The following is a 26,775-nucleotide window of genomic DNA, read 5'->3' as shown; positions in this document are numbered from 1 at the left end:
CGGTCCACATGTCCGCCACGTCACAGATCGAGCAGGCCATCGGCACCCACGGCCTCTTCAAGCTCCGCCTCCGCAGCGCCATCAGCACGGGGCGCCTGGAAGGCTCGGTCGCGACCCTCGGCTCGCACCTGAACTGCCCGTTCGGGAAGTGGATGGACTCCCCCTCGGTGGCCCCGCCGACCAAGGCGTCGAGTCAGTACGCCAAGGTGGACCTGCTCCACGCGCGCTTCCACGTCGCCGCCGCGAAGGTCGCCGCCCTCGCGATCGCCGGGAAGGCGGACGAGGCGAAGGCCGCGCTCGAGGCCGACGGCGAGTTCGCCGTGGTCTCGGCCGAGTTCATGACCGCGATGCAGGAGTGGAAGGGGAACATCGGGGCGCTGGCAAGGCCATCAGCGCGGCTGTCGCGGCCGGTGGTGATGACGGAACTGATGGGATGACGGCTGAAGGTTGAAGGATGAAGGTCTGAACGACGATGCGGGGGCCGCGCTCAGCGCCGCCCCCGCATTCCGCATCGACCACTTTCATCCTTCAGCCTTCAGCCTTCATCTCAGAAGAAGTCCTGCAGCCACGTCTTGAACCGCGCCGCCAGGTTGTCCATGCTCGGCCCCGCGGTGCTGAGGCTCATGCGCTTGCCCTTCCCCGGGTTCGCGCCGAGCGCCACGCGATGGGCGCCGTACTGCACCAGACCCGTGACCGTCGCGAAGCGCGGGGCCTGCACGCTGTCGGCCAGCCCGCCGAGGAACTCGCCCGGGATGCCGATGCGCGCGCCGAGTCCGAAGACCTCGTTGGCGAGGTCGGCCGTGCCCGGCTGCGCGCTCGCGCCACCCGTCACCACCACGCCGGCGGAGAGCTTCTTGATGAGCCCCGCCGCCTCGATGTCGCGCAGGACCATCTCGAAGATCTCCTGCGTGCGCTGATGGATGATGTGCGCGAGCAGCGACCGCGGGATCTCGCGGTCGCCCTGCGCGCCGGTGCTGGGGAGGCGGATCTTCTCCTCGTGCGGGACGAAGCCCTCGAAGGCCGCGCCGTACTGCTCCTTGAGCCGCTCGGCGTCGGCCTGCGTCACGCCGAGGCCGTGGACGATGTCGCTCGTCACGTTGAGGCCGCCGTACCCGATGGTGCCGAGGTGGCGGATCTTGCCCTCGTGGAAGACGGCGACGTCGGTGGTGCCGGCGCCCATCTCGACGAGCGCGACGCCGAGCTCCTTCTCGTCGTCGGTGAGGACGCTGAGCGCGCTCGCGAGCGGCTCGAGCACGAGCTCCTGCACCTTGTAGCCCGAGCGCTCGACGGCCTTGCGGAGGTTCATCGCCGGCGAGGAGCCGATCGTGACGAGGTACATCTCCGTCTCGAGGCGCGTGCCGATCATGCCGATGGGATCGCGGATGCCGATGTTGCGATCGACGGTGTACTCCTGCGGGATCGCATGGATGAGCTCGCGGTCCTGCGGGATGCTCTGGGCGCGGGCGCCGGCGTTGGCGCGGTCGACATCGGCCTTGGTGATCTCGGCGCCCGTCACCGCGGCGACGCCGCGCGAGGTCATCGCCTCGACGTGCTCCCCCGCGATCCCGGCATAGACCGTCTCCACCTGCGCGCCCGCCATCCGTTCGGCGTCCTGCATCGCCTTGGTGATGGAGCGCTGCGTCTCCTCGATGTCCGCGACGACACCCTTGCGGAGGCCGGTGGTGCGGGACTGGCCCACGCCGAGGATGTTGACGGTGGGATGCTTCGGCAGGTCGCCCACGACCTCCGCGATGACCGCGGTGGTCTTGGCGGATCCGATGTCGAGGCCGGCGACGAGACGTTCGGTATGCATAGGGAGCGCTAAGGGAGTCGGGCGACCACCTGGTCCTTGAACCGGAGATCCAGTTCGGTGACCGTGCGACCGCGACGCGCGAGATCGAGTTCGACGGGCAGCACCTCGGCCAGACGGGCGGCCGAGACATCGGCCTTGGCGAGGATGCGGTGTTCAGCGAGCACGAGGACGATGTCGCCGCGGGAGCCACGTCGCGCCTCGCTCACGCGGGCGAAGAGTGACGGGATCTCCGCGCGCACCTCCCCGAGGAGCCGGAGGAGGAGCGTATCGCGCGACGCGAGCACCGGCAGGTCCACGTCGGTCCGTGTGGGATCCACCGGCAGGGGCTTCCCGTCCGCGTCGGTGACGACGAGCCCCTTGGTGGTGTTCACGAACGCCACCGGCGGGTTCTCGGTCACGCGAACGACGAGGGTCCCTGGGAGCCGCCGTCCGATGCGCACGTCGCGCACCTGGGGATGCTCCTTCACTCGCGCCACGAGGGGCGACACGTCGTCCCAGATCGAGGCGGTGGTCGTGTCGACCCTCAAGCGGGAAACGATTTCGTCAGGAGAGGCGTAACGGGCGCCCTCGATCACGACGCGGCGCACGCGGAAGAAGTCCATCTCCCGCAGGATCGCGCGGCCCCACCAGGGCGACGCGAGGAGCGTGAGGACCGCCGCGAGCTGCCCGATCCGGCGGACGCGCTTCTTCCAGCGCGGCTCGTCGCTCCCGGCGGCGCCGATCTGCGGCCGCGCCCCGGTGCTGCGGCGCGGCGCGGCCGCCCCTGCGTCAGGACCGAGGTCGTTGTCGCCGATGGGAGCCATGCGTGCCCTACGCGCCGAGGCGCGCGAGGAGTTCCGGACCGGTCTTGGTGATGTCCCCCGCCCCGACCGTGAAGACCACGTCGCCGTCGCGCACCGCGCTCGCGAGCCACTCGGCGGCCTGCGCGCGCGGCCCCATCCAGGCGGGCGCGTGCCCCACGGCGGTCGCCGCGTCGGCGATGAGCTGCGACGTCACGCCGGGCATGGGCTGCTCGCGCGCGGGGTAGATGTCGCAGAGCGCGATCACGTCGGCCTTGGCGAGCGCCTGCCCGAACTCGGCCGCGAAGTCGCGTGTGCGCGAGAAGAGGTGCGGCTGGAAGGCGACGACGATGCGCCGCCCCGGATACGCCTCGCGCGCCGCGGCGAGGGTCGCTTCGAGTTCGGTCGGATGGTGCGCATAGTCGTCCACCACCGACACGCCGGCGGCGCTCCCGATGCGCTGGAAGCGGCGTTCGGCGCCGACGAAGCGCGCGAGCCCGCCCGCCATCTCCTCGACCTTGAGTCCCCACGGCCCGATGCCGCAGGCGAGCGCGGCGAGGGCGTTGCGCACGTTGTGCAGGCCGGGCACGCCAAGGGTGACCTCGCCGCTCGGCTTGCCATCGTAGACGACGCTGAAGGTGGTGCGGCCGTCGTGATGGCGAATGTCCTTCGCGACGAGGCGGGCGTCGGGGCTCGTGATGCCGTAGCGGATCACCTCGGCCGTCGCCGGCGAGGGGAGGCGGTTCGCGCCGGCGTCGTCGGCGCAGAGCACCACGTACCGCGCGCGGCCGACGTACTCGCTGAAGGTCTCGTGGATGTCCTGCAGGTCGCGATAGATGTCGAGATGGTCGGCCTCGACGTTGGTGACGACCGCGACGGCCGGCGTGAGCGCGAGGAAGGAGCGGTCGTACTCGTCGGCCTCGACCACGAAGACGTCGTGCCCGCCCTTGGAGAGATTGCCGCCCCAGGCGGTGACGCGCGCGCCGACGACGCCGGTGGGGTTCTTCCCCGCGGCGGCGAGCGCTTCGGTGGTCATCACGGTGGTGGTGCTCTTCCCGTGCGTCCCCGCGACGCCGATGAGCATCCCGCCCGCGGTGGCCTCGGCGAGCGCTTCGGCGCGACGCACGACCTCGAGGCCCAGCGCGCGCGCGCGGAGGATCTCGGGATGGTCTTTGGGGATGGCGCTCGAGACGACGAGGGCGCGATGGCCGTCGAGATGCGCGGGGTCATGACCCTTCTGCACCGCGATGCCGAGGGCGACGAGGTCGGCCGCACCGTCGGGGTTCTGGTCGCAGCCGGTGACCGTCGCACCGCGGCGGTGGCAGAGCTCCGCGAGGGCGCTCATGCCGGCGCCGGCGATGCCCTGGAAGTGGATGGGCTTGGTGGAGGTCGGGTCGAGGAGAGGCATTCGGGTTCCAATCTAGCGGTGCAACGGCTTCACCACAGAGGACACAGAGGGCACAGAGAACGGCGGAGGACTGATGGGGGAATGGACGGAGTGAACTCGAGGACCCCCCCTGCACCGCCCCGCCCTCTGGCCCAGTTGCGGGACGACTCAGCCGAGCAACCGCGCGATGTGCCCCGCGATCTCGGCCGCCGCGCGCGGCCGACCGCGGGCCTTGGCGGCCTTGGACATCGCCGCGAGCTTGGCCGGATCGGCGAGCAGCGAGCGCAGTTCGAGGTCGAGCCGGTCCGCCGTCAGTTCGGACTCGGGCAGGTGCCGCGCGGCGCCAGCGGTCTCGAGCACCTTCGCATTCGCGGTCTGGTGGTCGTTCGCCGCCGTCGGCAGCGGGACGATCACCATCGGCACGCCCCAGGCGCAGAGTTCGCTCGAGCCCATCATGCCGCCGCGCACGAGGGCGAGGTCGGCGGTGGCGTAGGCTTCGGCGATGGGGGCGATGTAGCTCAGGACGCGCACGTCGGGGCGGTCGAGATGCTTGAAGGCATCGTAGTGCGCCTTCCCCGTGGCCCAGAGGACGCAGAGTCCCTTGGGGAGGCCGCGTTCGATCCAGTTCGCGACGGCGCGATTGAGCGCGCGCGCGCCCTGCGATCCGCCGAAGACGAGCAGCACCGTCGCCGCTGCGGGTAATCCCCACCGCGCGCGCGCCTCGGCGGCCGCGGGCTTGATGTCCGGCGGCGGTTCGATCGGGTTGCCGGTGTCGCGGAAGACGCAGCCGTTGTGCGGGAGGAAGCGCTCGGCCTCGGGATAGCCGAGGTACGCCTCGGTGCAGACGCGCGCGCTCCAGCGGGCGGTGATGCCGGGGATCGCATCGCCGATGTGCTGCACCACGCGGACGCCGCGCGCCCATCCCCAGAGGCTCGTGAGCCCCGCCGCGTAACCCCCCGTACCGACGACGAGGCGCGGATGCCGTTCGCGCATCAGCCGGTCCAGCTCGCCCCATCCGCTCATGGCGCCGCGGAGGGTCCGCCAGTTCTGCCAGACCTTGGGGCGGTAGAGCGGATGCAGGTCGAGCAGGAGGTGCGGGAACTCGGTCGTCGGCAGGATGTCGCGCTCGATGCCGCGCTGCGCGCCGACGAAGAACGGACGGACCTCGGGGCGCGCGCGGACGAGCGCGCGGGCGATCGCGATGCCGGGATACAGGTGCCCGCCCGTCCCGCCGCCCGTGAAGACGACGTCCACGCCGGTGGTGGCGCGGAAGGTCATGCGATCACCGCCGCGCCGTGAGCGGGTCCGTCGCGGCGTCGCCGATCACGCGCTCCTTCACGCTCCCGATGTTCACCAGGATGCCGGTCATGAGCAGCGAGAGGACGATGTTCGAGCGGCCGTACGAGATGAACGGCAACGTGAGCCCCGTCGTCGGCAGGAGGCCGATGACGACGCCGAGATGCAGGAAGGCGGTCATCACCATCGTGACCGTGAGGCCGATGGCGACGAGCTGCTGGAACGGCGAGCGCGCGGCCTTCGCGATGCGGAAGCCGAGCCAGCACCAGAGCGCGAAGGCGCAGATGAGCCCGGCGATGCCGATGAAGCCCCACTCCTCGCCCACGTTGCTGCCGATGAAGTCGTTGTACGGGAGCGGAAGGAAGCCGAACTGCTGGCGCCCCTGCCCGAAGCCGACGCCGAAGATCCCGCCCGAGCCGACGGCGATGAGCGACTGCTGCAGCTGGTGATTCACCGCCGCCGTGCTCTCCGCCGCGCCCGCCGCGAAGCCCATGATGCGGCGCATGACGTACTCGAGGCGGTTGATCTCGCTCCACGCCACCGGGATGAGCAGCATCCCGAGGAGCACGAAGTGCCCGATGCGCGCGCCGGCCGCGAAGAGCATCACGCCCATCACGATCACGTAGAAGAAGGCGACCGAGAGGTCGGGCTGCAGGGCGACGAGGAGGCAGAGGACGCCGAGGATGATCAGGAAGGGGAGCAGGCCCTTCGAGAGGCGGCGGAGTCCGTCCTCCCCGCCCTTCTTCACGATGAGCATCGCCGTCCAGACGACGAGCGCGAGCTTGGCGAACTCCGACGGCTGGATCGAGCCGCCGCGGAGGAAGCGGCGCGAGCCGCCGATGCGCGGCGCGATGAACTCGGTCCCCGGGATCACCGTAAGCAAGAGCGCGACGATGCAGGCCCCCATGATCCACCAGGCCCACTCGCGGAACTGCTCGGCGTCGAGCTTGGCGAGCACGGCGAAGCCGACGATGCCGACCATCGCGCCGGTCATCTGCTTCCAGAGGAAGAACCAGCTGGGCAGGTCCTTCTGCATCGCGACGTAGGCGCTGGCCGAGTAGAGCGTGGCCAGCCCGAACGCGAGGAGGGCCGCGGTGACGATGATCAGGGCCTTGGCCTCGGCCGACATGCGCCAGCGATCACGCACGAGCGCGGCCCCCTGCGCCTGCGAGGCGCGCGGGGTCTGCCGAGTGCCCGCCCCGCCGAGGATCCCGGCGGGCGAGGTCATGAGCCGAGCGCGAGGCGCCGGAAGTTGGCGCCGCGGTCCTCGTAGTTCTTGAACATGTCGTAGCTGGAGCAGGCGGGAGCGAGCAGGACCACGTCCCCGGGCGCAGCGAGCGCGCGGGCACGCGAGATGACCTGCTCGAATGACGATCCGAGCCGCTCCACGGGCACGTGCGGTCCCAGGTCCGCCTCGATGCGCTCCGCCGACTCGCCGTAGGCGAGCACGACCTTGGCATGCGCCTTCACCGCGTCGAGCATCGCGGTGTAGGGCTCGCCCTTGTGCCGGCCGCCGAGCAGGAGGATCGTCGGGCGGGTCATCCCCTCGAGCGCGACCTTCGCCGCGCCGATGTTGGTCGCCTTGGAGTCGTTCACCCAGAGCACGCCGCCGACCTCGCCCACCGGTTCGAGGCGGTGCTTGATGGGGACGAACGACGCGAGCCCTTCGGCGATCCGCGTGCGCGCCTCGAAGGTCCGTTCCGCGACCGGCAGGGCGTGCCAGGCGGCGAGCGCCGCGCAGAGGGCATTGGCGACGTTGTGCTCGCCGAGGAGCGGGAGGCGGTCGCGCTGGAGCAGCGGCGCGCCGGCGAGCATGAGCACCTGTGCCCCGGACTGGTACCAGGCCTGCGCGGCCCGATCCCGCAGGGAGAAGCGCGAGACGATGCCCGGGTACCCGCCCGTCCGGTGCATCACCTCGGCGTCGTCGGCGTTCACCACGCGAACGCTCGCGGCCGTCGCGTTCCGGAAGAGGCGTTCCTTGTCGGCGTAGTACTCGTCGAGCGTGTCGTAGCGGTCGAGGTGGTCTGGCGCGAGGTTCGTGAGCAGACCGATGCGGGGCGCGATCGACGGCGTATCGTGCAACTGGAAGCTCGAGAGCTCGAGGACCATCCACTCCGGCCGATGCGTCCCGAGCGCGATGTCGGCGACCGGGGTCCCGATGTTCCCCGCCTCCACCGCGTCGCGACCGAGCGCGCGCAGCAGGTGCGCGATGAGCGCGGTGACGGTCGTCTTGCCGTTGGTGCCGGTCACGCCGATGTACGGCACGCCGGGCAGCGCGCGCAGGCCGACCTCGATCTCGGAGAAGACGGGGATGCCGCGTGCGCTGGCCAGGGCGACCGGCGGCGCGTCGGGCGGGACCCCGGGCGACACGACCACCACCTGTGCGCGGCCGATCCGCTCGAGGTCATGCCGGCCGGCCTCGGCGTCGATCCCCTCGGCGCGCAGCCCGGCGGCCGCCTCCTGGGTCCGCTCCCCCGCCCCTGCGTCGCTCGCATAGACGCGCATCCGCTCGCGCGCGAGCAACCGCGCGGCCGCGCGCCCGCTCGCGCCGAGGCCGATCACGGCCACTTCGCCGCCGGCCGCCAGGGCGCGCAGCGCGTCGGTCATCGGATCTTGAGCGTGGAGAGCGCGAGGAAGGCGCAGGCCGCGCCGAGGATCCAGAACCGGATCACCACCTGCGTCTCCGGCCAGCCCTTCAGCTCGAAGTGGTGGTGGATGGGCGCGCGCAGGAAGACGCGATTGGCCTTGGCGTACTCCTCGCCATGACGCCGCTTGCGGAACTTGAACACGCTGCGCTGGATGATGACGCTCATCGTCTCGGCGACGAAGACGCCGCCGACGATGAGCACGAGGAACTCGCTCTTGAGCAGGATCGCCACCGCGCCGAGGGCGCCGCCGAGGGCGAGCGAACCGGTGTCGCCCATGAAGACCTGCGCCGGGTGCGCGTTGTACCAGAGGAACCCGACCGCCGCGCCGAACACCGCCGAGCAGAAGATCGTCAGCTCGCCCGCGCCACGCAGGTAGTAGATCTGCAGGTACTCCGAGGCGTCGAAGCGCCCCATCACGTAGGCGAAGACCGCCATGGTGAGCATCGCGATCGCCATCAGCCCCGACGCGAGCCCGTCCAGCCCGTCGGTGAGGTTGACCGCGTTGCTCGTGCCGGTCATCACGAAGGTGACGAAGGGCAGGTAGAGCAGCGGGATGGTGGGGATGATGAGCGTGTACTTGTAGAACGGGAGCGTGGTGCTCGCCCCGGGGAGCGTGTTGAGCGGGAACTGCCAGATGAAGAGGCCGAGCGCGAGCCCGATCGTCACCTGCCCGGCGAGCTTGTAGCGCTCCACGAGGCCGTCGTTGCGCTTCCCCTCGCGCTTCTGCTTGAGCTTGAGGTAGTCATCGAGGAACCCGATCGCGCCCATGAGCAGCGTGACGATGAGGGCGAGCCAGACGTAGCGGCTGTCGAAGCGCATCCAGAGCAGCGTCGAGCAGGTCACGGCGGCGAGGATGATGATCCCGCCCATCGTCGGCGTCTTCCCCTTCCCCGCGTGCGAGTCGGGCGTGCCGGCGCGCACCACCTGGTGCACCTGCATCCCCTGGAGCCAGCGGATGAACATCGGCCCCACGACGAAGCAGAACAGGATCGCCGTGATCGCCGCACCGGCCGAGCGGAACGAGATGTAGCGGAAGATGTTGAGCCCGCTCACCTGGTCCTGCAGGGGGAGGAGGAACTCGTACAGCATCAGCCGGTGGCCCAATGGGTGAGGAGGGGGACGATCCGTTCGAGCTTCACGCCGCGCGACGCCTTGAGGAGGATCGCCGCGTCGCGCTGGAGGCGCGGCTGCAGCGCGGGCCAGAGGTCATCGACGTCGCCTGCGGTGAGGACGCGCGGGTCACCCGGCGCGATACGTTCGAGGGCGGCGGCGAAGTCCCCGATGCCGCAGACCAAATCGTGTCCGGCGGCGAGCGCCGCCTCGGCCACCTCGAGATGCTTCGCCGGTGCATGCGCCCCCAGCTCGCGCATCGTGCCGAGGATCGCGACTCGCTGGCGCCCCTGCCCCACGTCGGCGAGGAGCGTGATCGCCGCGCGCGCCGAGCCGGGATTGGCGTTGTAGGCGTCGTTGATGAGCAGCGCCTGCCCGAGCGGCCCGATGGCGCTCCGCATGGGCGGGAGCGTGAGCTGCGCGAGCCCCTCGGCCATCTGCGCCGCGGTGAGGCCGAACTCCTCGCCCACGGCGAGGGCGAGCGCGAGGTTGCGGAGATTGTGCGCCCCGCGGAGCGGGCTCTCGAGACGCACGCCGTCCATCTCCATCCAGCCACGGCCGTCGGCGTGCAACCCGTGGGGACCGCGCAGCCCGGCCGCGACCACGCGGAGCGCCCGCGCCGAGGTGCCCGCCACCACGTCGGGTTCGCTCGCCGGCACCACCGCCACGTCCACGTCCTCGGTGAGCGAGAGCTCCTCCGCCATCACGCCCGCGAGGTCGCCGAGGCCCTCGAGGTGCTCCTCCTGCACGGTGGTGACCACCGCGAGGTCGGGGAGGATGATGTCGCGCAGGATCGCGATCTCGCCGGGGATGTTGGTCCCCGCCTCGATCACCGCGACGTCGGCGGCATCGTCGAGCGCGAGGAGCGTGAGCGGGACGCCGATGCGGTTGTTGAGGTTGCCGGTGGTCGCATGCACGGTGAAGCGGCTGCCGAGCACCGCCTTGAGCAGCTCCTTCGTGCTCGTCTTGCCGTTCGAGCCGCCGACGGCGATCACCGGACGGCTCCAGGCGAGGCGGCGGTAGCGGCCGAGCATGCCGAGCGCGATGAGCGTGTCGGGGACCTCGAAGACCGGCACGCCGAGCCGCGCCGCGCGGCGCGCATCGTTCACGACGAGTGCCGCGGCGCCCGCCGCGACCGCCTCGGCGAGATAGTCGTGGCCGTCGAAGGTCTCGCCGACGAGCGCCACGAAGCACTCGCCGGGCTGGACCTTCCGCGTGTCGGTCGTGATGCCGGCGATCGCGCGGGCGTCGGACGGGCCGTCGCCGAGCGCCTGCGCGAGGCGCTGCAGCGTCCAGAAGGCGGAGGTGCCGACGGGGCGGATGGTCGATGCGGTCACGTGGTCGCCTTGCGTCGGTCCTTCAGGAGGTCGTGCACGATCGCCTTCTCGTCGAACGGCAGCGTGGTGGCGCCGCGGATCTGGTAGGTCTCGTGTCCCTTCCCCGCGAGCAGGACGACGTCGCGCGCGGCGTCGGCGATCTCGATCGCGTGGAGGATCGCGCTGCGGCGGTCCTCGATGCGGTCGTAGCTGCCCTGCACGAGCGGGACGCAGATGTCGTCGAGGATCCGCTCGGGGTCCTCGGTGCGCGGGTTGTCGCTGGTGACCACGAGATGGTCGGCGTGCGCCTTGGCAGCCTGCGCCATGAGCGGCCGCTTCCCCTTGTCGCGATCGCCGCCGCAGCCGAACACCACGATGAGCTTCCCCGGCGTGAAGGGGCGCATGGCGACGAGCGCGCGTTCGAGCGCGTCCGGCGTGTGGGCGTAGTCGCGGAGGATGGTCGGGTGCTCGCTCAGCAGCTCGAGCCGCCCCGGCACCTGCCCGAGCGTGGAGAGCCGAGCGGCGATGGTCGGCGCGTCGAGTCCGAGCGCATGCGCGGCCGCGGCCGCGCCGAGCGCGTTGGTCACGTTGAAGTCGCCGATGAGCGGGAGGGCGACGGTGGCCGTGCCGGTGGGCGTGTGGAGCGTCCACTCGCTGCCGCGCGGCGTGTAGCGGATGTCGCTCGCGCGCACCTCTGCGTCAGTGCCCTCGCCGAAGCGCACGGTGCGCGGCGCACGGGGGAGCTTCGCCCAGGCGGCGTCATCGGCGTTCACGACCGCCGCGCCCTGTTCGGTGAGGAGGTCCACGAGGAGCGCCTTCGCCTCGAAGTACGCCTCCATCGTGACGTGGTAGTCGAGATGGTCGCGCGTGAGGTTGGTGAAGACGGCGGCGTCGAAGCGCACGCCGAGCACGCGGCGCTGATGGAGCGCGTGCGAGGAGACCTCCATCGCGATGGTGCGCACGCCACCGTCGCGCAACTGGCGCAGGATGCGCTGGAGCTCGATCGGTCCGGGCGTGGTGAGCCCGGCCCCGCCGGGGATCGTCGCGCCTTCGCTGCCGCGCAGCACGCCGAGCGTGCCGATGCTCGCCGCGGCGGCACCGGGCTCGTCGAGGAGGTGGCGGAGGATGCCGACCGTGGTCGTCTTGCCGTTGGTGCCCGTGACGCCGACGAAGCGGAGGTCCTTGGCGGGATCGTCGTGGAAGGCGGCCGCGGCGATCGCGGCGGCGACGCGGCTCTCCTTCACGACGAGCGCCGGCAGGTCGGTGCCGGCGGGATCCTCGCAGATCACGAGCGACGCGCCGGCCGCGGCCGCGCCCGGCAGATACTGATGCCCGTCGTTCGCGCTCCCCCGCACCGCGACGAAGCAGGTGTGCGGCGTGAGCTTCCGGCTGTCGTCGGTGATCGCGTAGACCTGCTCGGGCAGGTCGCCGCGGGTGGAGAGGAGCTGTCCCGCGCGTTCGAGCGCGGCACGCAGGCGCGCCACCGGCGCGGGAATGCTGATCGGGGTGATCCTCATCGCTGCGATGCGAGTCTCACGGTGGTGCCGGCGGGGAGCACCGTGCCCGCGGCCGGCGAGGTCTGGGACGAATCGCCGCCGCGCACGAGCGAGACGCGGAAGCCGGCGCGATGCAGCTCGTGCACCGCCTGACGCGTGGGGAGACCGCTCACATCCGGGACCGGGCGCGCGGTGACGACGCGCTTGGGCGTCGGCGCGGGCGCGCCGAGCTCCACGACGTACGGGGCATTGGGCTGCGCCGCCTCGACGGCCTGCTCCTCGGCCGCGCGCACGGCCTCGGTCATCGTCGTCTCGGCCGCCACCGCCTCGGCGCTCGCGAGCTGCTGCGGCCGCGGACCGGTGAGCGTGCGCACGTCGAGCGCGCCGTCGCGCGAGGCGAGGGCCATCTCAAGCACGGCCTTGGTGACCGGCGCCGCGATCTTGCCGCCGTAGTACGCGCCTTCGGGATCGTCGAGCTTGACGAGGATCACCAGCTGCGGCTTGTCCGCCGGGAAGAGTCCGACGAAGCTCGCCGTGTAGCTCCCCGCCTCGTAGCCGGTGCCGTTGGCACTCACGCGCCGCGCGGTCCCCGACTTGCCGGCGAGCTCGTAGGTCGCGAGGCGCGCCCCGGTCGCGGTGCCGGACGAGACGACCTCGCGCAGGAGGCCGCGCACGGTGCGGGCCGTCTCCTCGCTCATGATGCGGCGCACCACGCGGCGCTTCGCCTCGTACACGACCTTGCCGTCATCGCGGCGCAGCTCCTTCACCAGCGTCGGCTCGAGGAGCTCGCCGCCGTTGGCGATCGCGCCGTAGGCGAGGGCGAGCTGGAGCGGCGTCACCGCGACCTCGTACCCCATCGCGAGCGAGGCCTGCGAGAACCCGGACCAGCTCGCCGGCGTGCGCAGGCGCCCCGACGACTCCGACGGATACGGCACGCCGGTCGCCATGCCGAAGCCGGCGTCGCGCAGCGTCTCGTACTGCTCCGCCGCGGTGAGGCGCTCGGCGAACTGCACGATCCCGATGTTGGACGAGAACTGGATCACCTCGCCGAAGGTCATCCGCGCGGCGCGGTGGACGTCGGTGATGGTGCGGCCGTTGATCTTCCAGGTGCCGTTGTAGGTGTTGACGGCCTCGTCGAGCGTCACCCGCCCGCGCTCGAGGAGGGCGGCGGCGATGAACGGCTTGAGGGTGGAGCCCGGCTCGTACGGTTCGGTGAGCGCGGTCGCGCCGCTCGCGTCCACGCGGGCGCGACGGCTCGCGAGGGCGCGGATCTCGCCGGTGTGCGGGTCGAGCACCACGATGTCCCCGCCCTGCGCCTTCATGGAGACGATGGCGTCGCCGAGCGCGCGCTCGGCGATGTCCTGCAGGCCCTGATGGAGCGTGAGCACCGCGGTGCGACCGGGGGCCGGCGCCTGGTAGTTCTCCTCCGGCGACGAGAGCCGTCCGGCGCTCCCGGCGCGCACGAGGACCGTCCGCCCCGGGGTGCCGCGCAGCGCTCCGTCGAGCGCCGCTTCCATGCCACCCACCGCCTTGCCGTCACGGTCCACGGTGCCGAGGAGGCGACGCAGTCCATCGGTGGAGGGCGGCACGCGCTCGAGCACCGGGCGCGAGTGGACGCCGCGCATCTTGAGGAGGTCCTCGACGTCGCTGGTGAGGAAGCGACCGGGGAGTTCGACCCACTTCCGCTTGCGATCGACCGCGCGGCGCACGAACTCGGGCGCGACGCCGATGCGGCGGAGCGCGTCGGCGAGGGGGCGCGATTCCTTCACCTCGGTGGGCGCGATGTCGAGGCGGACGAGCGCACGGCTCTCGACGAGCACGGCGCCCGAGGCGTCGAGGATCGCGCCGCGGACGGCGGGGATCTCGGTCTCGACCGTCTGCTGGGACTCGGCACGCGCGCGCCAGCGGTCCGCCTGCCCCACCTGGACCCAGGCGGCGCGACCGACCAGCGCGACGGCGAACAGGACGAAGGCACCGTGGACGATGCCGACGCGGGAGACGCGGATCACTGCTTGGGCTTTTCCGGAACGGGACGGGGCAGTCGGATCACGAGGCTTTCGGGCGGCACGCGCATGCCGAGACGCTCCTCGGCGGTGCGCGCGAGCCGGGCCCGGCTCGACGCGTCACGGATCGCCCCTTCGAGGGCGGCCTGCTGCGCATCGAGTGCGTCCCGGCGTTCGCGGAGGTCCTTGAGCTCGGTGGCCATGTCGTAGCCGAGGCTCCGCCTCCATATGACGCCCGTGGTCACCAGGACGAAACCGAAGAGCAACAGGGCAACGATCGACCGTCCGCGCATCTACGCCTCCGCCTTCCGCCAGACCCGCAAGTGTGCGCTCCTCGCCCTCGGGTTCACCGCGACCTCGCCCTCCGACGCGGTGATCGCGCGCTTGGTCACGACCTCACCGAGGGAGACCCCACCGCAGTTGCAGATCGGCTGGCGCGGCGGGCAGGTGCAAGCGGTGCTCCAGTCGCGGAAGGCGTGCTTCACGATGCGGTCCTCCCCCGAGTGGTAGGTGATGACCGCGATCACGCCGCCCGGCGCGAGGCGGTCGCGCAACGCAACGAGCCCGCGCGCGAGCCCGCCGATCTCGTCGTTCACCGCGATGCGCACCGCCTGGAAGAGCCGAGCGAACTCCGGCGCCCCGCTGCGGCTGCCGAGCACCGCCCGGATGGCCCCGACGAGATCGTCGCTGGTGGCGAACGGCTGCCGCTGACGTCGATGCACCACCTCGCCGGCGAGCCGCCGCGCCTTCGGCTCGTCCCCGTACTCTTTGAAGACGCGCGCGAGCTCGGCCTCCTCGCTGTCGTTCAGGAAGGCGGCCGCGTCGAACTCGGCGTGCGGATCCATGCGCATGTCGAGCGGGACGCCGGCGCGGAAGGAGAAGCCGCGCGCGTCCTCGTCGAACTGGCGCGACGAGACGCCGAGGTCGAGGAGGATGCCGTCGAAGGTGCGATCGGTGAGCGCGAGGATGGCGTCGATGTCGTCGTGATTCCCCTCGACGGCCTCGAACGCCCCGCTGCGTACGGCGCCGGCGAGGCGTCCGCGGGCTTCCTCGAGGGCGTTGGCATCGCGGTCGATGCCGACGACCTGAGCGCCGCGTTCGAGCAGCGCGGCGGTGTGCCCGCCGCCGCCGAGGGTGCCGTCGAGGAGGTGCGCGCCCTCGAGTCCGGTCCCGCCCTCGGTGCGGCGCGCGGCGAGGGCGTCACAGCACTCGCGGACGAGGACCGGGGCGTGCCAGCCGGTGGCGTAGGTGGCGGACGGAGCGGGATCCGGGGGGATCATCACGGAAAGATGACGGGGCGCGAGGGGGAATGCACGAGGCCCGCCGTCCGTCGGACGGCGGGCCTCGGGACGAGCGGGAGGTGCGCTACTTACAGAGCGTCTTGACCGACTGCTCGAAGTACGGCGAGAGCTGATTCAACCCCTGCATGAGCTGTCCCGCCGTCTGCGGATTGTCACGCCCGCCCTGCTGGACGTAGATCATCGACTCGACCGCGGCCGCCTGCCCCATCTTGGCCTCCTCGCAGCTCTTCGACGCCTGCAGTCCACCTGCGATGACCTGCGCGATGTAGAAGTGCGTCACGCCGATGAGGAGCTTCGCATTGGTGCGCTGCGCGACGTTGGTCGCGGTCGCGCTGTCGGCGAAGTAGAGGTACGGCTGTGCCGCCTGGAAGGCCGCGACGGTCTTCGTCGAGTCCGCGACCGCCGCACGGTAGAGGCGATTGCCGATCAGGAGCGCGATCTGACCGACGTTGTCGCCGTTGTCCCCCGCCGCCTTCGCCGCGCGCAGCGCGATGAGCGCGCTGTCGGGCATGTTGAGCTCGTTGTACGCGATCGCGACCTGCGTCCACCCGTTGGCGATCTGCGGGTTGACCTCGAGCGCGCGCTTGGCGGCGGCGATCGACTGCTGCACCTGCCCGGCCTTCTTGAGCGTGGCCGAGTAGAGCTGCCAGAGGTCGGCGTCCTGCGGGTACTTCTGCGTCGCGCGCGCGGCCATCTCCGCCGCCTTCTGCGGCTGGCTGTCGGCGTCGTACAGGCCGACCATGCGCTGGTAGTACGGGACGTCGGCGAGCGAGGTGTCCATCTGGACCATCTCCTCACCGGTCTTGAGCGCGTTCTTGTAGTCCTTGGCGGCGCTCAGGATCTTGAACTGCAGGCCGATGAGCGCCATGTCGCCCGGGTTCTGCGCGACGGCCTCGACGACGACGGCCTTGGCGCGCTCGAAGTCGCCCGAGGCGGCGAGCGCCTCGATGACCTGGTTCGCGAGCTGGGCATCGGTCGGGTTGGCGGCGAGCAGGCGGAGCAGCAGGTCGTTGGCGGCCGCGGCGTTGCCGAGCTTGCGGTTCGCGTCGGCGGCGATCGCCAGCGCGTTCTTGGAGTTGGGATCGATCGCGAGGATCTCGTTGGCGGCCGCGAGCTTGAGCGAGTCGGAGGCCTCCTGACGGATCAGCACGTTCATCTTGCAGTAGCGGACGAGCGTCCCCTGCGGGTACTCGAGGATGCCGGCCTCCGCGGCGGCGAGCGCCTCGGCGTACTTGTTGTCGCGGGCCGCCGCCATGCACTTCTTCTCGTCGTCGAGCTGCTTGCGCGCGTCCTGGATGGACTTCACCAGCGCGGCCACGGCGCGGTCGGCGCGGTTGCCGGTCGCGGCGGGGAGCGGCTGGGTGAGCGAGTTGTCGCGCGTGAGCACGATCATCGCCTCGACCTTGTACATGTCGCCCTCGCGGACGACGCGGCCACGGATGTACTCGTCGGCGCGCTGGGCCTTGGCCAGCTGCGCCTCGTCCGACGGCGGAAGCTGCTGGAGGGTATCGTATCCCGACTGCTCCAGAACGGACAGCACGTCCTTGCGATCGATCACCCAGAGGATGCGCGACGGGAACGCGCGGATGAGGCGCTCGCGGAGTTCATCCGAGGCGAGCGGCCCCGCGACCTTGTCGGCCGAGCCGAACACCTGCACCATGAGGCGCGGGGTGTCGGGACGGGGCGGCGTGCGCGTCACCGCCGCCTGGGCGGAAGCGGTCGCCGCGGTGGCGACGAGTGCCGCGAGAGCGACGAGGGTGCGGGCATCGAGCCGAGCCTTCACTGTCATCTCCTCCAAGTCGTTGAACCATCGTACCCCGCCGGTCGGCCGGTGGTCCGGCTCCCCTTTGGGATGGGCGAAGAGGGATTCGAACCCCCGACACCCTGCGTGTAAGGCAGGTGCTCTAACCGGCTGAGCTATTCGCCCCACGGGCCACCCTGCGCCCGCAGGATGACCGCTACTTCATGATCGCGATCGGGACCAGAATGCAATAGCCGATGACCAGGAGGATCGGGGCGATGGTCTCGCCGCCGCGCCAGAGATCCGCGTACCCGAGCAGCAACGTGACCGTCGCCAGGCCCCACCACAGGCCCGCCTTCGACCCCGCCGATTCCCGCGCTTCCGTCGCCTTGGTCATAGGGGCATGAGTCTAGACCAACCTTATATGCCTGTCAACCAAAATCCCCCGGCCTTCACCAACCCTTAATCCGGCGCGGCGTCACGGGTTGGGGGCTGCCGCGACCCCTCGCCCAACAAGGCGGCGAGAGCACTCTCCCGTTCCCGAGCCTCCTGCTGCGCGTCCGCCTCACGCATCCGGGCCAACCGCTCCTTGAGCCGTCGGCGCCGATTCCACCAGAGCGGCCCCAGCAGGAAGACGAGGAAGACCGAGAGGACCGAGAGGTCGGCCGCCAGCGCCAGCGCCCCGTACTGCCGCCGGACCTTGGAGCGCCAGGACCGCTCGAAATCGGCGCTGGTCATGCCGTAGGCGCGCCGGAGCGCGCGCTCGAACGACCCCTCCGCTGCCCAATATTCGAACAGCAGGTCCAGTCCGTGTTCGCGGCCCATCGCCGAGAGTTCGGCGACCGCCCGGTGCGACAGGGCGTACGCCCGGTTCGCGCGGTCGGGGCCGGCGTAGAAGAGGGAGTCGAGCCCCCGGAGCGACGGGATCCCCCGCCAGACCAGCCCGAAGGAGGTCGCGAGCACCTCATCGCGCCCCCACTCCCCGGCGGCGAAGGAGGCATACCCCTCGTCGAACCAGCGCGGCACCCGCCCGCCGAGCGCCTCGGCGAGCGCCAAGTGCGCGAGCTCGTGCCGGAGCGTCACCCGCGGATCCCCCGCATCCCCCCGCGCATTGGCCCCCTGCATGAGGATCAGCCGCTCCTCAGGGAAGGCGAACGCCCCACCCCAATCGGGCGCCCCGGACCCGGCGAGCTGCCGGAACTCCTCCGCATCCCGCGCGAGCACGATCCGCACCGTATCCCGCATCCGCGGCAGCCCAGGGAACGTGTCCCTCATCCCCGCATCATCGAGAAGCGCACGCGCCAGCCGTTCGGAGGCCGGATCCGCCCGCACCTCGAACCGCCCCGAGCGGTAGAGCTTCCCCGCATCGAGGATCTCCTGCGCCCCCACCCCCCGCATCGCGATGAGGCCGATCACGAGTCCCCACCACCACACCCTCACCCCACCCCCCGCATCGAGTGCATCGGAACCGCGAGGATGTGGATGGTCCCCGCATCCCGTCCCCATCCCGTACCCCGTACCGCCCGTGCACCCCGCATCACGCATCCCGCAGCAGTTCCCCACCCTCCTCAACGAGCTTGAGCGTCGCCGCGCACCGCTTCCCCCACGGATTGAACTTGTTCGCCGCGAACCCGGCCTTCCACGTCTCCTTCGCCTCGTCCTGCTCGTCGTTGAACCAGTGCGCCCGCCCCAGCTCGAAGTACGCCTCGATCAGGTTCGGCCCCAGCACGAGCGTCTTCCGGAAGAAGGTCTGCGCATCCTCGTACATCTCGCGCTCGAGGTACACGAGCCCGAGATAGAAATGCGCGTACAGCGTCGCCTTCCGGTCGTTGTCGAGCCGGATCGCCTTGGAGAGGTGCTCGATCGCCTCCCCGAAGATCTTCTTCTTGAGGCAGATGTACCCCACGTTGATGCGCGCCAGCGAGTTGGCCGGCTCGCGCACCAGCACCTTCTGGAAGTTCATCAGCGCGTCATCGTACTTCTCCTGCAGCATCTGCGCCCAGCCGAGCAGCGCCTCGCTCTGCGGATCGCCCGGCGAGAGCTCGATGGCCTTGAGGAGCGCCTGCTCCGCCCCCTCATGGTCGCCGAGGGAGAGCCGGCTCCAGCCCTTCTCGATGAAGGTGCTCGCGCCGATGTGGTCGGCGTGCACGACCGGTTTCTCGCCCGAGAACTGCGGGGCGACGCTCGCCGCGACGTTCCCCGCCTTCCACTTGTCGACGAGCTGCTTGATCTCGTCCTTGAGCGCGGTCAGCTCGGCGATCTGCTGCTCCACCGACTTGAAGAGCGTGACGATCTCGACCTTCACCGCCGGACGCTCCGCGTCGGTGAGGCCGGCATCGAGCCGCTTGTCGATCGTCGTGTACTTGGCCTTGTAGGCGGCCAGCGTCTCGTCAGCCATTCCCCGCTCCCGCCTCGATCACGCGCGCCATCTCGATCCGCTCCGTTGAAGTCAGCAACCGGTCGGTGGCGAGCACCACGAAGATGTCGCCCCCCTGCCGCACCACGCCTTCCAGGTATTCCTTCGCGAGCCCGCGGTAGATCGCCGGCGGCGGCTCGAACGCCGCCGCGTCGACGGTCCGCACCGCGAGCACCGCATCCACCGTCACGCCGATGCGCGTCTCCCCCACCGCGACGACGAGGATCCGCGACGTCTCCGTCGGCGGCACGAGCTCGAGGCCCAGCCGTTCGCGCAGGTCCACGAGCGGGATCGTCATCCCGCCGTGCGCGAGCACCCCGCGCAGCCAGGGGGCCGCGTTGGGGAGCAGGCGCGGCGTGACGTATCGCAGCACGCGCTCCACCGCGAAGATGTCGGCGGCGAAGAGCTCCCCCGCCGCCTCGAACGTCACCAGCTGGCGGCGAGCGGCCGCCGTGCCGGTCGTCCTTGCGGTACTCGTGCCGGTCGTCATGCCGCCTCCGTCGTGAGTCGTGCGGCCATCGCCGCGCGCAACGCATCCATCGCCACCGCGCCCGCGATCCCGTCCCCCAGGTCGATCACGTCCTCGAGCATCGCCGTCATCGCGCCGCCCGTCGCCGGGAGCGCGCGCCGGCGCGCGGGGTCGACCTCGACCATGTCGAGCACATCATCCACGCGGAGTCCGAGACGCCCCGCGACCGTGTCGATGAGCAGCAGCACCCCTTCGCCCGGCGCGCGCGGCACGCCGAGCATCACCCCGCCGTCGAGCACGGGCACCAACCGGTCGCGGTGCGTGCACTGCCCGGCGACGCCGGCCGGCGCGAGCGCGAGCGGCGTCACCGTCGGTGCCTCGACCGCCTCCATCACATCGGCGATCGGGAACGCGAACGTCTCCAGGCCCACGCGGGCGAGCAGCAGGCGCGCGCTCATCGAGCGTCCCTCCGCACTCGCGCTCATCGCCGGCCCTCGGCACGGCGCGGCACGCCGGATTCGCTGTGCTGCAGCACGAGCCAGGCGACGGCATTCGCCACCTCGGGCAGCGCCACCGTGCGATCGGCACCGGCCTCGGCGAGCGCGACCGCCGGCATCCCGTAGATCACCGAGGTCGCGCGATCCTGCACCACCGCCCCGCCACCGGCCGCGCGGATCGCCTTCAGTCCGGTCGCGCCGTCGCGACCCATGCCCGTGAGCACCACACCCACGCTCCGCTCGCCGAAGACCCGCGCCACCGAGGTGAAGAGCGGATCGGCCGCGGGGCGCACGCCGTGCTGCGTGGGCCCGTCATCGAGATGGATCGTCGCACCGTCGGCTCCGGCCACGACCGTCATGTGGCGTCCCCCCGGCGCGAGATAGACGCGGCCCGGCTCCAGCGCCTCACCCTGCGTCGCCTCATGCACCGGCAGCGCCGCGAGCTGGTCGAGCCGTCGCGCCAGACCGCTCGTGAAGCCGGGCGGCATGTGCTGCACGACGAGGACCGCCGCGTCGAGCGTGGCGGGGAGGGCCGGCACGACCTCGGCGAGCGCCCGCGGGCCACCGGTCGAGCTCGCGATCGCCACCGCGGCCGTCGCGCGTCGCGAGGCGGGCGCGAGCGGCGCCGGCGTGCGGAGCCGCGGCCGCGCGAGCATCCCCACGCCGCCGAGGTTCACCTGCGCGGCGGCGCGCAGCGCCTCCTCGATCCGGCGTCGCGTGCCCGCCCACGCGGTCATCGTCGTGCCGGACGGCTTGCGGACGAAGTCCACCGCGCCGAGTTCCAGCGCACGGATGGTCAGGTCCACCGTGCCCCGCGTGGTCGCGGCACTCACCATCACCACCGGCCGCGGGAGCTCGCTCATGATATAGCCGAGCGCGGCGATGCCGTCCACGCCGGGCATCTCGATGTCGAGCGTCACGATGTCGGGATCGAGCTGATGGACCATCCGCAGCCCTTCCTCGCCGTCCTTCGCCACCGCGATCACGCGGAAGCCGTCGATCGCGTCGATGAGCTCGCGGAGCACCGCGCCCAGCAGCGCGTTGTCGTCGATGACGAGGACCCGGCGCTCGCGCTCAGAGGACACGTTCGCCTCCCCGCACCGAGCGCACGGTCATCGCGCCCGAGTTGACGTCGAGCGCGACGCTGCGCCCGCTCACCCCGCCGGTCTCCTCGGCGATGAGGGCGATCCCCGCCTCGGCGAGCGCGGTCTTGGCGGCGGCGATGTTCCGCTGGCCCATCTGTCCCGCCTTGCCGCCGCTGAGCATCGACCCGAAGAGCGCGGCACCGCCGGCGATCTTCGCGACGAGCGCGCCGCGCGCGCCCATGGCCCGCATCTCGTCGACGAGCAGGGGCACCGCGGTGGACGCGAAGCGGGCCGGGTTGGACGCATCGCGTGCGACGCTCGGATCGGGGAGCAGCACGTGCACGAGTCCCGCGACACGGAAGCGGCCGTCATGCAGCGCGATCGCGACGCAGGAGCCGAGCCCGATGGTGACGAGCCGGCCGCTGCCGCGGGCGACCGCGAGATGCGCGATGCGCACGTGCTGGTCGGTCATGCGGCCTGCCGCCGGAAGATCCGCTGCCGCGCATCGACCACCTCGAACAGCCCGCGCGCCTCGCCGAGGAGCGTCTCCACCTTGCCCAGCACCAAGTACCCGCCGGGCACGAGCGCCCCGCGGAACTTCTGCATCAGCGGCACCTGGCTCGGGCGGTCGAAGTAGATCACGACGTTCCGGCACGTGATGAGCTGGCACTCGCTCGCGGGTGCGGGCTCGGCGAGCAGGTCGCGGCGCTCCACGTGCACGAGCGCGCGCAGCTCGGGGGCGGCGCGGAACGGCGCGTCGGCCGAGAAGTAGCGCGACCGCAGGTCGGCGGGCATCTCCTTGAACGCCTCGTTGGCGTAGGCGCCGGTGCGCGCCGCCTCGAGCGAGGCGCGGTCGATGTCGGTGCCGATGATGCGCACCCGCGCGAGGCGCCCCTCGGTGCTCGTCCGCACCGCCTGCCGGTGCACGAGTGCCGCGAGCGTGTAGAGCTCCTCGCCGGAGGAGCAGCCGGCGCTCCAGATGGTGAGCCGCGGGAGGTCGAGGGCCCAGAGCGCGGGGATGACCGTGGCCGCGAGCTGGTCCCAGACCGAGGCATCGCGGTAGAGCTTCGTCACGTTGATCGTGAGCGCATCGAGCAGCTGGTCGTACTCGGCGGGATCGCGATCGAGCAGCGCGCGATAGTCGGTGTAGGTGGTCATGCCGCGCGCCCGCATCCGCACCGCGATGCGCCGCCGCAGGCAGCCATCCTTGTAGTTGGCGCAGCCGAAGCCCCGCTCCGTCGCGATCTTCCGTGTGAGGGCGAGGAACCCGGCCTCATCGGCGGGGCCGGCCATCATCGCTCGCGACGCGCGGCGGCGAGCCGCTCACGCGCCTCGGCGTGCGTGGGATCGAGCTGCAGCGCGCGTTCCCAGGCCGCGACGGCCTCGTCCACGTGGCCGAGCGCGGCGCGCAGACCGCCGATCCGTGCCCAGACCTCGGGACCGAGCGTCTCGTGGTGCTTCACCGCCCGCAAGTACGCATCGAGCGCCGCGTCGCGGTTCCCCTGCGCGAGCAGGAGGTCGCCGCGATTGCGGTGCAGTGGCGCGAGCCCCGGATCCTGCGCGAGCCCCGCCTCCACCACGTGCAGCGCTTCCTCGGACCGCCCCATGGTCCCGAGCGCCACCGCGAGGTTGTTGAGCAGCGCCGCCGCGTGCGGGTGGGCGCCGGTGCCCTCGGTGAGCAGGGTGATCGCCTTGTCGACCTGCCCGGACAGCGCGGCCGCGAGACTCGCCGAGTGGAACCAGACGGCCGCGGGCGGCCGCGTGCCGTAGTGGGGACGCGCCTCCATGAAGTGCGCGTCGGCCTCGGCGAAGCGCCCTTCGCGCAGCGCGAGCACGCCGAGCGACAGATGGACGCGCGGCTCCTGCCCGCCGCCCTTCACCAGCGCTTCCTCGAGCGCCCGGCGCGCATCTTCGAGGCGACCGAGGCGTTCGAGGGCGAGCGCGAGGTCGACATACACCCCGGCCTTCGCGAGCCGGTGCCGCGCCGCGACCTCGAGGTGCGTGAGCGCCTCCGACCACTTCCCCAGTCGCAGGTGCGACAGCCCGAGATAGAAGCGTGCGCCGAGGTCGTCGGGGCGCAACTCGGCGACGCGGCGGAACTCGCGGACGGCCTCGTCGAGCATCCCCGTCTTGTAGAAGGCCACGCCGAGATTGCGGTGCTCCTCCACCCGCTGCTCGGCGGCGACCTCCTCCTGCGGCTTCGTCTTGCCCACGCGGTGCAGGAAGCCCGCCGTCGCGAGCCCGAAGAGCGCCTTGCCGACCTCGAACTCCACGAGGCCCGACTCGTCCACGAGCGAGGCGACGTCGCGGCGGCCGTCGATGAGCGGCAGCAGCGACTGCTGCGCCTCGGTGAGCTTCTCCCCCATCTCGCCCATGCGCTGGCGGTCGATCTCGAACACGATGTCGAACGACGGGACCTTCTTCTCGATGAGGCTCCACTCGTCGACGCGACGCGCGCCCTCGAGCAGCAGCGACTCGGGGTTGATCGAGACCAGGAAGTCCTGCTCCTCCGGCCGGATGTCCGACTCGAAGTTGAAGGTCCCTTCGGCCCAGGTGAAGAGGAAGTAGACCGCCTCCTCGATCTGGATGCGGATCTGGCCGTGCAGCTCCTCGCGCGAGATCATGCCCTCATCCACGAGCAGCTCGCCGAGGCGCTTGCCACGCGCCTTGTCCTGCTTGGCGATTGCGGCGTCGAGCTGTTCCTGCTTGAGCACGCCGCTCTTCACGAGGATGTCGCCGATGCGGTCGCGGCGGTTGACGATGGACGCATACGAGATGCGCCCCTTGTCGAAGAAGATCGACCCGAAGTTGTTGCGGTGCGTGACCGAGAGGCAGCCGCTCTTCTTGCCCATCGAGAGCAGCTGGAGCACGTCGGGGAGCGACGCTTCCTTGAGGGAGCCGCGGATCGCCATTAGCGGAGATCCTCGATGAGACGCGCGGTGACGTCGGGCCAGTCCCAGACCACGCGTTCGCGGTCGAGGAAGGTGCGGTCACCCGCAGCGACGGCGGCCGCCGCCGGCGCCAAGGTCGTGGTGGCGTCGGCGCCGAGGCCGAGCTCCTCGCGCGCGAGGGCGGCATCGAGCGGCGTCCCGCGCGCGTCGGCCGCGGCGGCGAGCCGGTTCACCACGCCGATGAGCTCGCGCACGCTCGCCACCGGCGGGTCGCAGACGATGTCGAGCAGGTCCGTCGGCGCGGGGCGCCCGAGCTGGCCGAGGAAGCGCGCGACGAGCTGCTCGCGCAGCGGACGGTCGGGCGGCTGGATCTCGGCGGTGAGGCCGCCCTCGAAGCGCGAGCGCAGCCGCGCGGCGAGGTCCGGGATCTCGGCCGCCGTCCGGTCGCTCGAGAGGATGATCTGCTTCCCCGCCTCGGCGAGCTCGTTGAAGACGAGGAAGAACTCGTCCTGCGTCCGCTCCTTGCCGGCGAGGAACTGCACGTCGTCCACGATGAGTGCGTCGGCGGCGCGATAGCGGTTGCGCCACCGCTCGACGGTGCCGGTCTCGATCGCCTGGATGAGCTCGTCCACGAGCGCCTGCGCATGGACGCAGCCCACGGCGAAGCCCGGGCGTGCGGCCGCGGCGATCGCGTTGCCGATCGCGTGCACGAGGTGCGTCTTCCCCACCCCGCTCGCCCCGGTGATGAGCAGCGGGTTGTAGCGCGTGCCCGGCTGCGCGATCACCGCGTCGGCGGCGTGCGCCGCGAGCTGGTTCGCCGCGCCGACATCGAACCCGCTGCGCGTGAACGCGGGATTGGGGCCGGCCGGCGGCATCTCCCCCGCGAGGGCCCGCTCCACGAAGTCCTCGGCGTCGGCGAGGCGCTCGGGGTCGCGGAACAGCGCGTGCCCGCCGAGCGCGCGGTCGACCTTGGTCGCCTCGGCTTCGAGCGCCCGCAGGTGCTCCACCGCCTCGACGTACACCGCGACGAGCGCCGGCACGTCCGGGTCCTTCGGTAGCAACAGCGCGCGCTCGAGCACCGCGGTGCGATAGCCCTCGCCGCTCCAGTACGCGATCGTCTCGCGCAGCCGCACCTGCCACGACTCCACGTGCGACTGCACCGCGCTCGCGACGTCGGTGAGGAAGCTCAGGAACTCGCCGGAGCGGCTGTGCCCGTCGCCGCTCCCGGGGCTCGGCGTGCGCGTCACCGTCTCGCGCGCGCCGCCGAGCGTCTGCTTGGCGATCCACTGGTTGAGCGCGCCCTGCAGTTCGCGCACCGAGACCACGTTGCGCTTGGCGAGCCCGTCGATCGCGCCGTCGGGCACCACCACGCCGCGGTCGCGGCAGGCGGTGCGGAGGATCGCGACGCGCGCCTCGTACTCCGGGGCCCCGACATCGACGACGAGTCCGCCCGAGAGCCGCTGGATGAGGCGCTCGTCGACGTCGCTGATCTCGCCGGGCGGACGGTCGCTCGCGCAGATGATCTGGCGGCCGGCCTCCTGCATGGCGGTGAAGACGCGCAGCAGCTCGGCCTGCATCTCGCGGCGGCCGGTGAGGAACTGCAGGTCGTCGAGCACGAGCAGGTCGACGCGGGCGAGCCGCCCGCCGAAGACCGAGGTCTCGCCGGCCGAGACGGCGGCGTAGAACTGCTCGCTGAACTCGTCCATCGTGAGCGCCATCACCTGGGCGTCGGGCTGGACCTGCAGGAGCAGGTGCGCCGAGGCGGTGAGGAGATGCGTCTTGCCGAGCCCCGAGCCGCCGTAGATGAAGAGCGGGTTGTAGGTCGTGCCCGGCGCCTCGGCGACCGCGTGCGCGGCGGCGGAGGCGAGGCGATTCGCCGCGCCGACCACCAACCGGTCGAAGGTCAGCCGAGGATCGAGCCGCATGCTACCGCCGCTCCCCCGTGCTCAGGCGACGGAGCACCTGTTCGGAGATCCCGCGGAGCGTCTCGAAGACGCCGGGTCCGTGCAGCGCGTCGGCCGGGAAGGACGGGACGTTGCGGAAGTTCAGCACCTCGTCGAGCTCCGCCATCGGCGTGATGATCTCGGGCGGGAGGTCCGTCTTGTTGTACTGGATGACGAGCGGCATCTGGCGCGCGTCCACGCCCTGCTCGGCGAGGTTCGCGTGGAGGTCCTGGAAGCTCTCGATATTCTCGTCGAGCTGGCGCGCCTGGCTGTCGGCGACGAAGACGACGCCGTCGGCGCCCTGGAGCACGAGCTTGCGCGTGGTCTGGTAGTAGACCTGGCCGGGCACCGTGTAGAGCTGGAAGCGCGTGGTGAAGCCCGAGATCGTGCCGAGGTCGATCGGCAGGAAGTCGAAGAAGAGCGTGCGGTCGGTCTGCGTGGCGAGCGACACCATCTGGCCTTTGCGGTCCCCCGGCACCTGCCCGTAGATGTAGTGCAGGTTCGTCGTCTTCCCCGACCGTCCGGGGCCGTAGTAGACGATCTTGCAGGTGATCTCGCGCGTCGCGTAGTTGACGAGGCTCACG

The 26,775-nt window shown here is 71.4% G+C and carries 25 protein-coding genes and 1 tRNA gene; 1 reads left to right on the top strand and 25 read right to left on the bottom strand.

Features of this window, described 5'->3' with window-relative positions:
• Positions 1 to 8: 8 nt before the first annotated feature.
• Positions 9 to 437, top strand: coding sequence for a CZB domain-containing protein (locus IPJ78_08880; protein MBK7906667.1), 429 nt, complete (start codon positions 9 to 11; stop codon positions 435 to 437).
• A gap of 110 nt (positions 438 to 547) precedes the next feature.
• Here the strand turns inward: IPJ78_08880 and ftsA are convergent, their stop codons facing one another.
• The 25 genes from ftsA to IPJ78_08755 all read right to left on the bottom strand — a co-directional run bounded on the left by ftsA (position 548) and on the right by IPJ78_08755 (position 26,774).
• A complete protein-coding gene (ftsA, locus tag IPJ78_08875) occupies positions 548 to 1,813 on the bottom strand; it encodes a cell division protein FtsA (GenBank protein ID MBK7906666.1) in 1,266 nt (421 codons plus the stop codon).
• Positions 1,814 to 1,821: 8 nt separating this feature from the next.
• A complete protein-coding gene (locus IPJ78_08870; GenBank protein MBK7906665.1) occupies positions 1,822 to 2,616 on the bottom strand; it encodes an FtsQ-type POTRA domain-containing protein in 795 nt (264 codons plus the stop codon).
• Between the two features lie 7 nt (positions 2,617 to 2,623).
• Positions 2,624 to 4,000 (bottom strand): UDP-N-acetylmuramate--L-alanine ligase, encoded by a 1,377-nt coding sequence (gene murC, locus IPJ78_08865; GenBank protein ID MBK7906664.1) that lies wholly within the window; start codon positions 3,998 to 4,000, stop codon positions 2,624 to 2,626.
• Between the two features lie 147 nt (positions 4,001 to 4,147).
• The gene (locus IPJ78_08860; GenBank protein ID MBK7906663.1) at positions 4,148 to 5,257 is read right to left on the bottom strand and encodes a UDP-N-acetylglucosamine--N-acetylmuramyl-(pentapeptide) pyrophosphoryl-undecaprenol N-acetylglucosamine transferase; all 1,110 of its coding nucleotides are present in this window, start codon (positions 5,255 to 5,257) and stop codon (positions 4,148 to 4,150) included.
• A 4-nt stretch (positions 5,258 to 5,261) separates the two neighbouring features.
• Positions 5,262 to 6,503, bottom strand: a complete 1,242-nt coding sequence (locus IPJ78_08855) for a cell division protein FtsW (protein ID MBK7906662.1) — start codon at positions 6,501 to 6,503, stop codon at positions 5,262 to 5,264.
• A complete protein-coding gene (murD, locus tag IPJ78_08850) occupies positions 6,500 to 7,882 on the bottom strand; it encodes a UDP-N-acetylmuramoyl-L-alanine--D-glutamate ligase (GenBank protein MBK7906661.1) in 1,383 nt (460 codons plus the stop codon). Before murD ends, IPJ78_08855 begins: the two co-directional genes overlap by 4 nt.
• Complete coding sequence (locus tag IPJ78_08845) at positions 7,879 to 9,012, bottom strand: phospho-N-acetylmuramoyl-pentapeptide-transferase (protein ID MBK7906660.1); 1,134 nt, start codon at positions 9,010 to 9,012, stop codon at positions 7,879 to 7,881. The genes murD and IPJ78_08845 overlap by 4 nt, the downstream gene beginning before the upstream one ends.
• Positions 9,012 to 10,370 (bottom strand): UDP-N-acetylmuramoyl-tripeptide--D-alanyl-D-alanine ligase, encoded by a 1,359-nt coding sequence (locus tag IPJ78_08840; protein MBK7906659.1) that lies wholly within the window; start codon positions 10,368 to 10,370, stop codon positions 9,012 to 9,014. The genes IPJ78_08845 and IPJ78_08840 overlap by 1 nt, the downstream gene beginning before the upstream one ends.
• Complete coding sequence (locus tag IPJ78_08835; GenBank protein ID MBK7906658.1) at positions 10,367 to 11,866, bottom strand: UDP-N-acetylmuramoyl-L-alanyl-D-glutamate--2,6-diaminopimelate ligase; 1,500 nt, start codon at positions 11,864 to 11,866, stop codon at positions 10,367 to 10,369. The genes IPJ78_08840 and IPJ78_08835 overlap by 4 nt, the downstream gene beginning before the upstream one ends.
• A complete protein-coding gene (locus IPJ78_08830; protein ID MBK7906657.1) occupies positions 11,863 to 13,854 on the bottom strand; it encodes a PASTA domain-containing protein in 1,992 nt (663 codons plus the stop codon). The genes IPJ78_08835 and IPJ78_08830 overlap by 4 nt, the downstream gene beginning before the upstream one ends.
• Entirely contained in the window at positions 13,851 to 14,141 is a 291-nt protein-coding gene (locus tag IPJ78_08825; protein ID MBK7906656.1) for a cell division protein FtsL, read from the bottom strand. Before IPJ78_08825 ends, IPJ78_08830 begins: the two co-directional genes overlap by 4 nt.
• Positions 14,142 to 15,128 (bottom strand): 16S rRNA (cytosine(1402)-N(4))-methyltransferase RsmH, encoded by a 987-nt coding sequence (rsmH, locus tag IPJ78_08820; protein MBK7906655.1) that lies wholly within the window; start codon positions 15,126 to 15,128, stop codon positions 14,142 to 14,144.
• A gap of 85 nt (positions 15,129 to 15,213) precedes the next feature.
• Positions 15,214 to 16,938, bottom strand: a complete 1,725-nt coding sequence (locus IPJ78_08815; GenBank protein MBK7906654.1) for a hypothetical protein — start codon at positions 16,936 to 16,938, stop codon at positions 15,214 to 15,216.
• 64 nt (positions 16,939 to 17,002) lie between these two features.
• Positions 17,003 to 17,076, bottom strand: a tRNA-Val gene (locus tag IPJ78_08810).
• A 31-nt stretch (positions 17,077 to 17,107) separates the two neighbouring features.
• Positions 17,108 to 17,287, bottom strand: coding sequence for a hypothetical protein (locus IPJ78_08805; GenBank protein MBK7906653.1), 180 nt, complete (start codon positions 17,285 to 17,287; stop codon positions 17,108 to 17,110).
• 65 nt (positions 17,288 to 17,352) lie between these two features.
• Positions 17,353 to 18,330 carry a hypothetical protein gene (locus IPJ78_08800; GenBank protein MBK7906652.1) on the bottom strand — a complete coding sequence of 326 codons (978 nt, stop codon included), beginning with the start codon at positions 18,328 to 18,330 and terminating at the stop codon, positions 17,353 to 17,355.
• 97 nt (positions 18,331 to 18,427) lie between these two features.
• Entirely contained in the window at positions 18,428 to 19,288 is an 861-nt protein-coding gene (locus IPJ78_08795) for a tetratricopeptide repeat protein (protein MBK7906651.1), read from the bottom strand.
• On the bottom strand, positions 19,281 to 19,796 hold the full coding sequence (locus tag IPJ78_08790; GenBank protein MBK7906650.1) for a purine-binding chemotaxis protein CheW: 516 nt from the start codon (positions 19,794 to 19,796) through the stop codon (positions 19,281 to 19,283). The genes IPJ78_08795 and IPJ78_08790 overlap by 8 nt, the downstream gene beginning before the upstream one ends.
• Positions 19,793 to 20,233, bottom strand: coding sequence for a CheW domain-containing protein (locus IPJ78_08785; GenBank protein MBK7906649.1), 441 nt, complete (start codon positions 20,231 to 20,233; stop codon positions 19,793 to 19,795). Before IPJ78_08785 ends, IPJ78_08790 begins: the two co-directional genes overlap by 4 nt.
• 23 nt (positions 20,234 to 20,256) lie before the next feature.
• On the bottom strand, positions 20,257 to 21,357 hold the full coding sequence (gene cheB, locus IPJ78_08780; GenBank protein ID MBK7906648.1) for a chemotaxis-specific protein-glutamate methyltransferase CheB: 1,101 nt from the start codon (positions 21,355 to 21,357) through the stop codon (positions 20,257 to 20,259).
• The gene (locus tag IPJ78_08775) at positions 21,347 to 21,829 is read right to left on the bottom strand and encodes a chemotaxis protein CheD (protein MBK7906647.1); all 483 of its coding nucleotides are present in this window, start codon (positions 21,827 to 21,829) and stop codon (positions 21,347 to 21,349) included. Before IPJ78_08775 ends, cheB begins: the two co-directional genes overlap by 11 nt.
• Positions 21,826 to 22,650 (bottom strand): protein-glutamate O-methyltransferase CheR, encoded by an 825-nt coding sequence (locus IPJ78_08770; GenBank protein ID MBK7906646.1) that lies wholly within the window; start codon positions 22,648 to 22,650, stop codon positions 21,826 to 21,828. The genes IPJ78_08775 and IPJ78_08770 overlap by 4 nt, the downstream gene beginning before the upstream one ends.
• Positions 22,650 to 24,269, bottom strand: a complete 1,620-nt coding sequence (locus IPJ78_08765) for a tetratricopeptide repeat protein (GenBank protein ID MBK7906645.1) — start codon at positions 24,267 to 24,269, stop codon at positions 22,650 to 22,652. The genes IPJ78_08770 and IPJ78_08765 overlap by 1 nt, the downstream gene beginning before the upstream one ends.
• Entirely contained in the window at positions 24,269 to 26,173 is a 1,905-nt protein-coding gene (locus IPJ78_08760; GenBank protein MBK7906644.1) for an ATP-binding protein, read from the bottom strand. Before IPJ78_08760 ends, IPJ78_08765 begins: the two co-directional genes overlap by 1 nt.
• A gap of 1 nt (position 26,174) precedes the next feature.
• On the bottom strand, positions 26,175 to 26,774 hold the full coding sequence (locus IPJ78_08755) for a GTPase domain-containing protein (GenBank protein MBK7906643.1): 600 nt from the start codon (positions 26,772 to 26,774) through the stop codon (positions 26,175 to 26,177).
• Position 26,775 lies beyond the last annotated feature (1 nt).

The organism is Gemmatimonadota bacterium, from assembly GCA_016714015.1.
GTDB lineage: Bacteria > Gemmatimonadota > Gemmatimonadetes > Gemmatimonadales > Gemmatimonadaceae > Pseudogemmatithrix.
The sequence above is the reverse complement of the archived record's forward strand: the minus strand, read 5'-3'. Positions and strand labels throughout refer to the sequence as shown.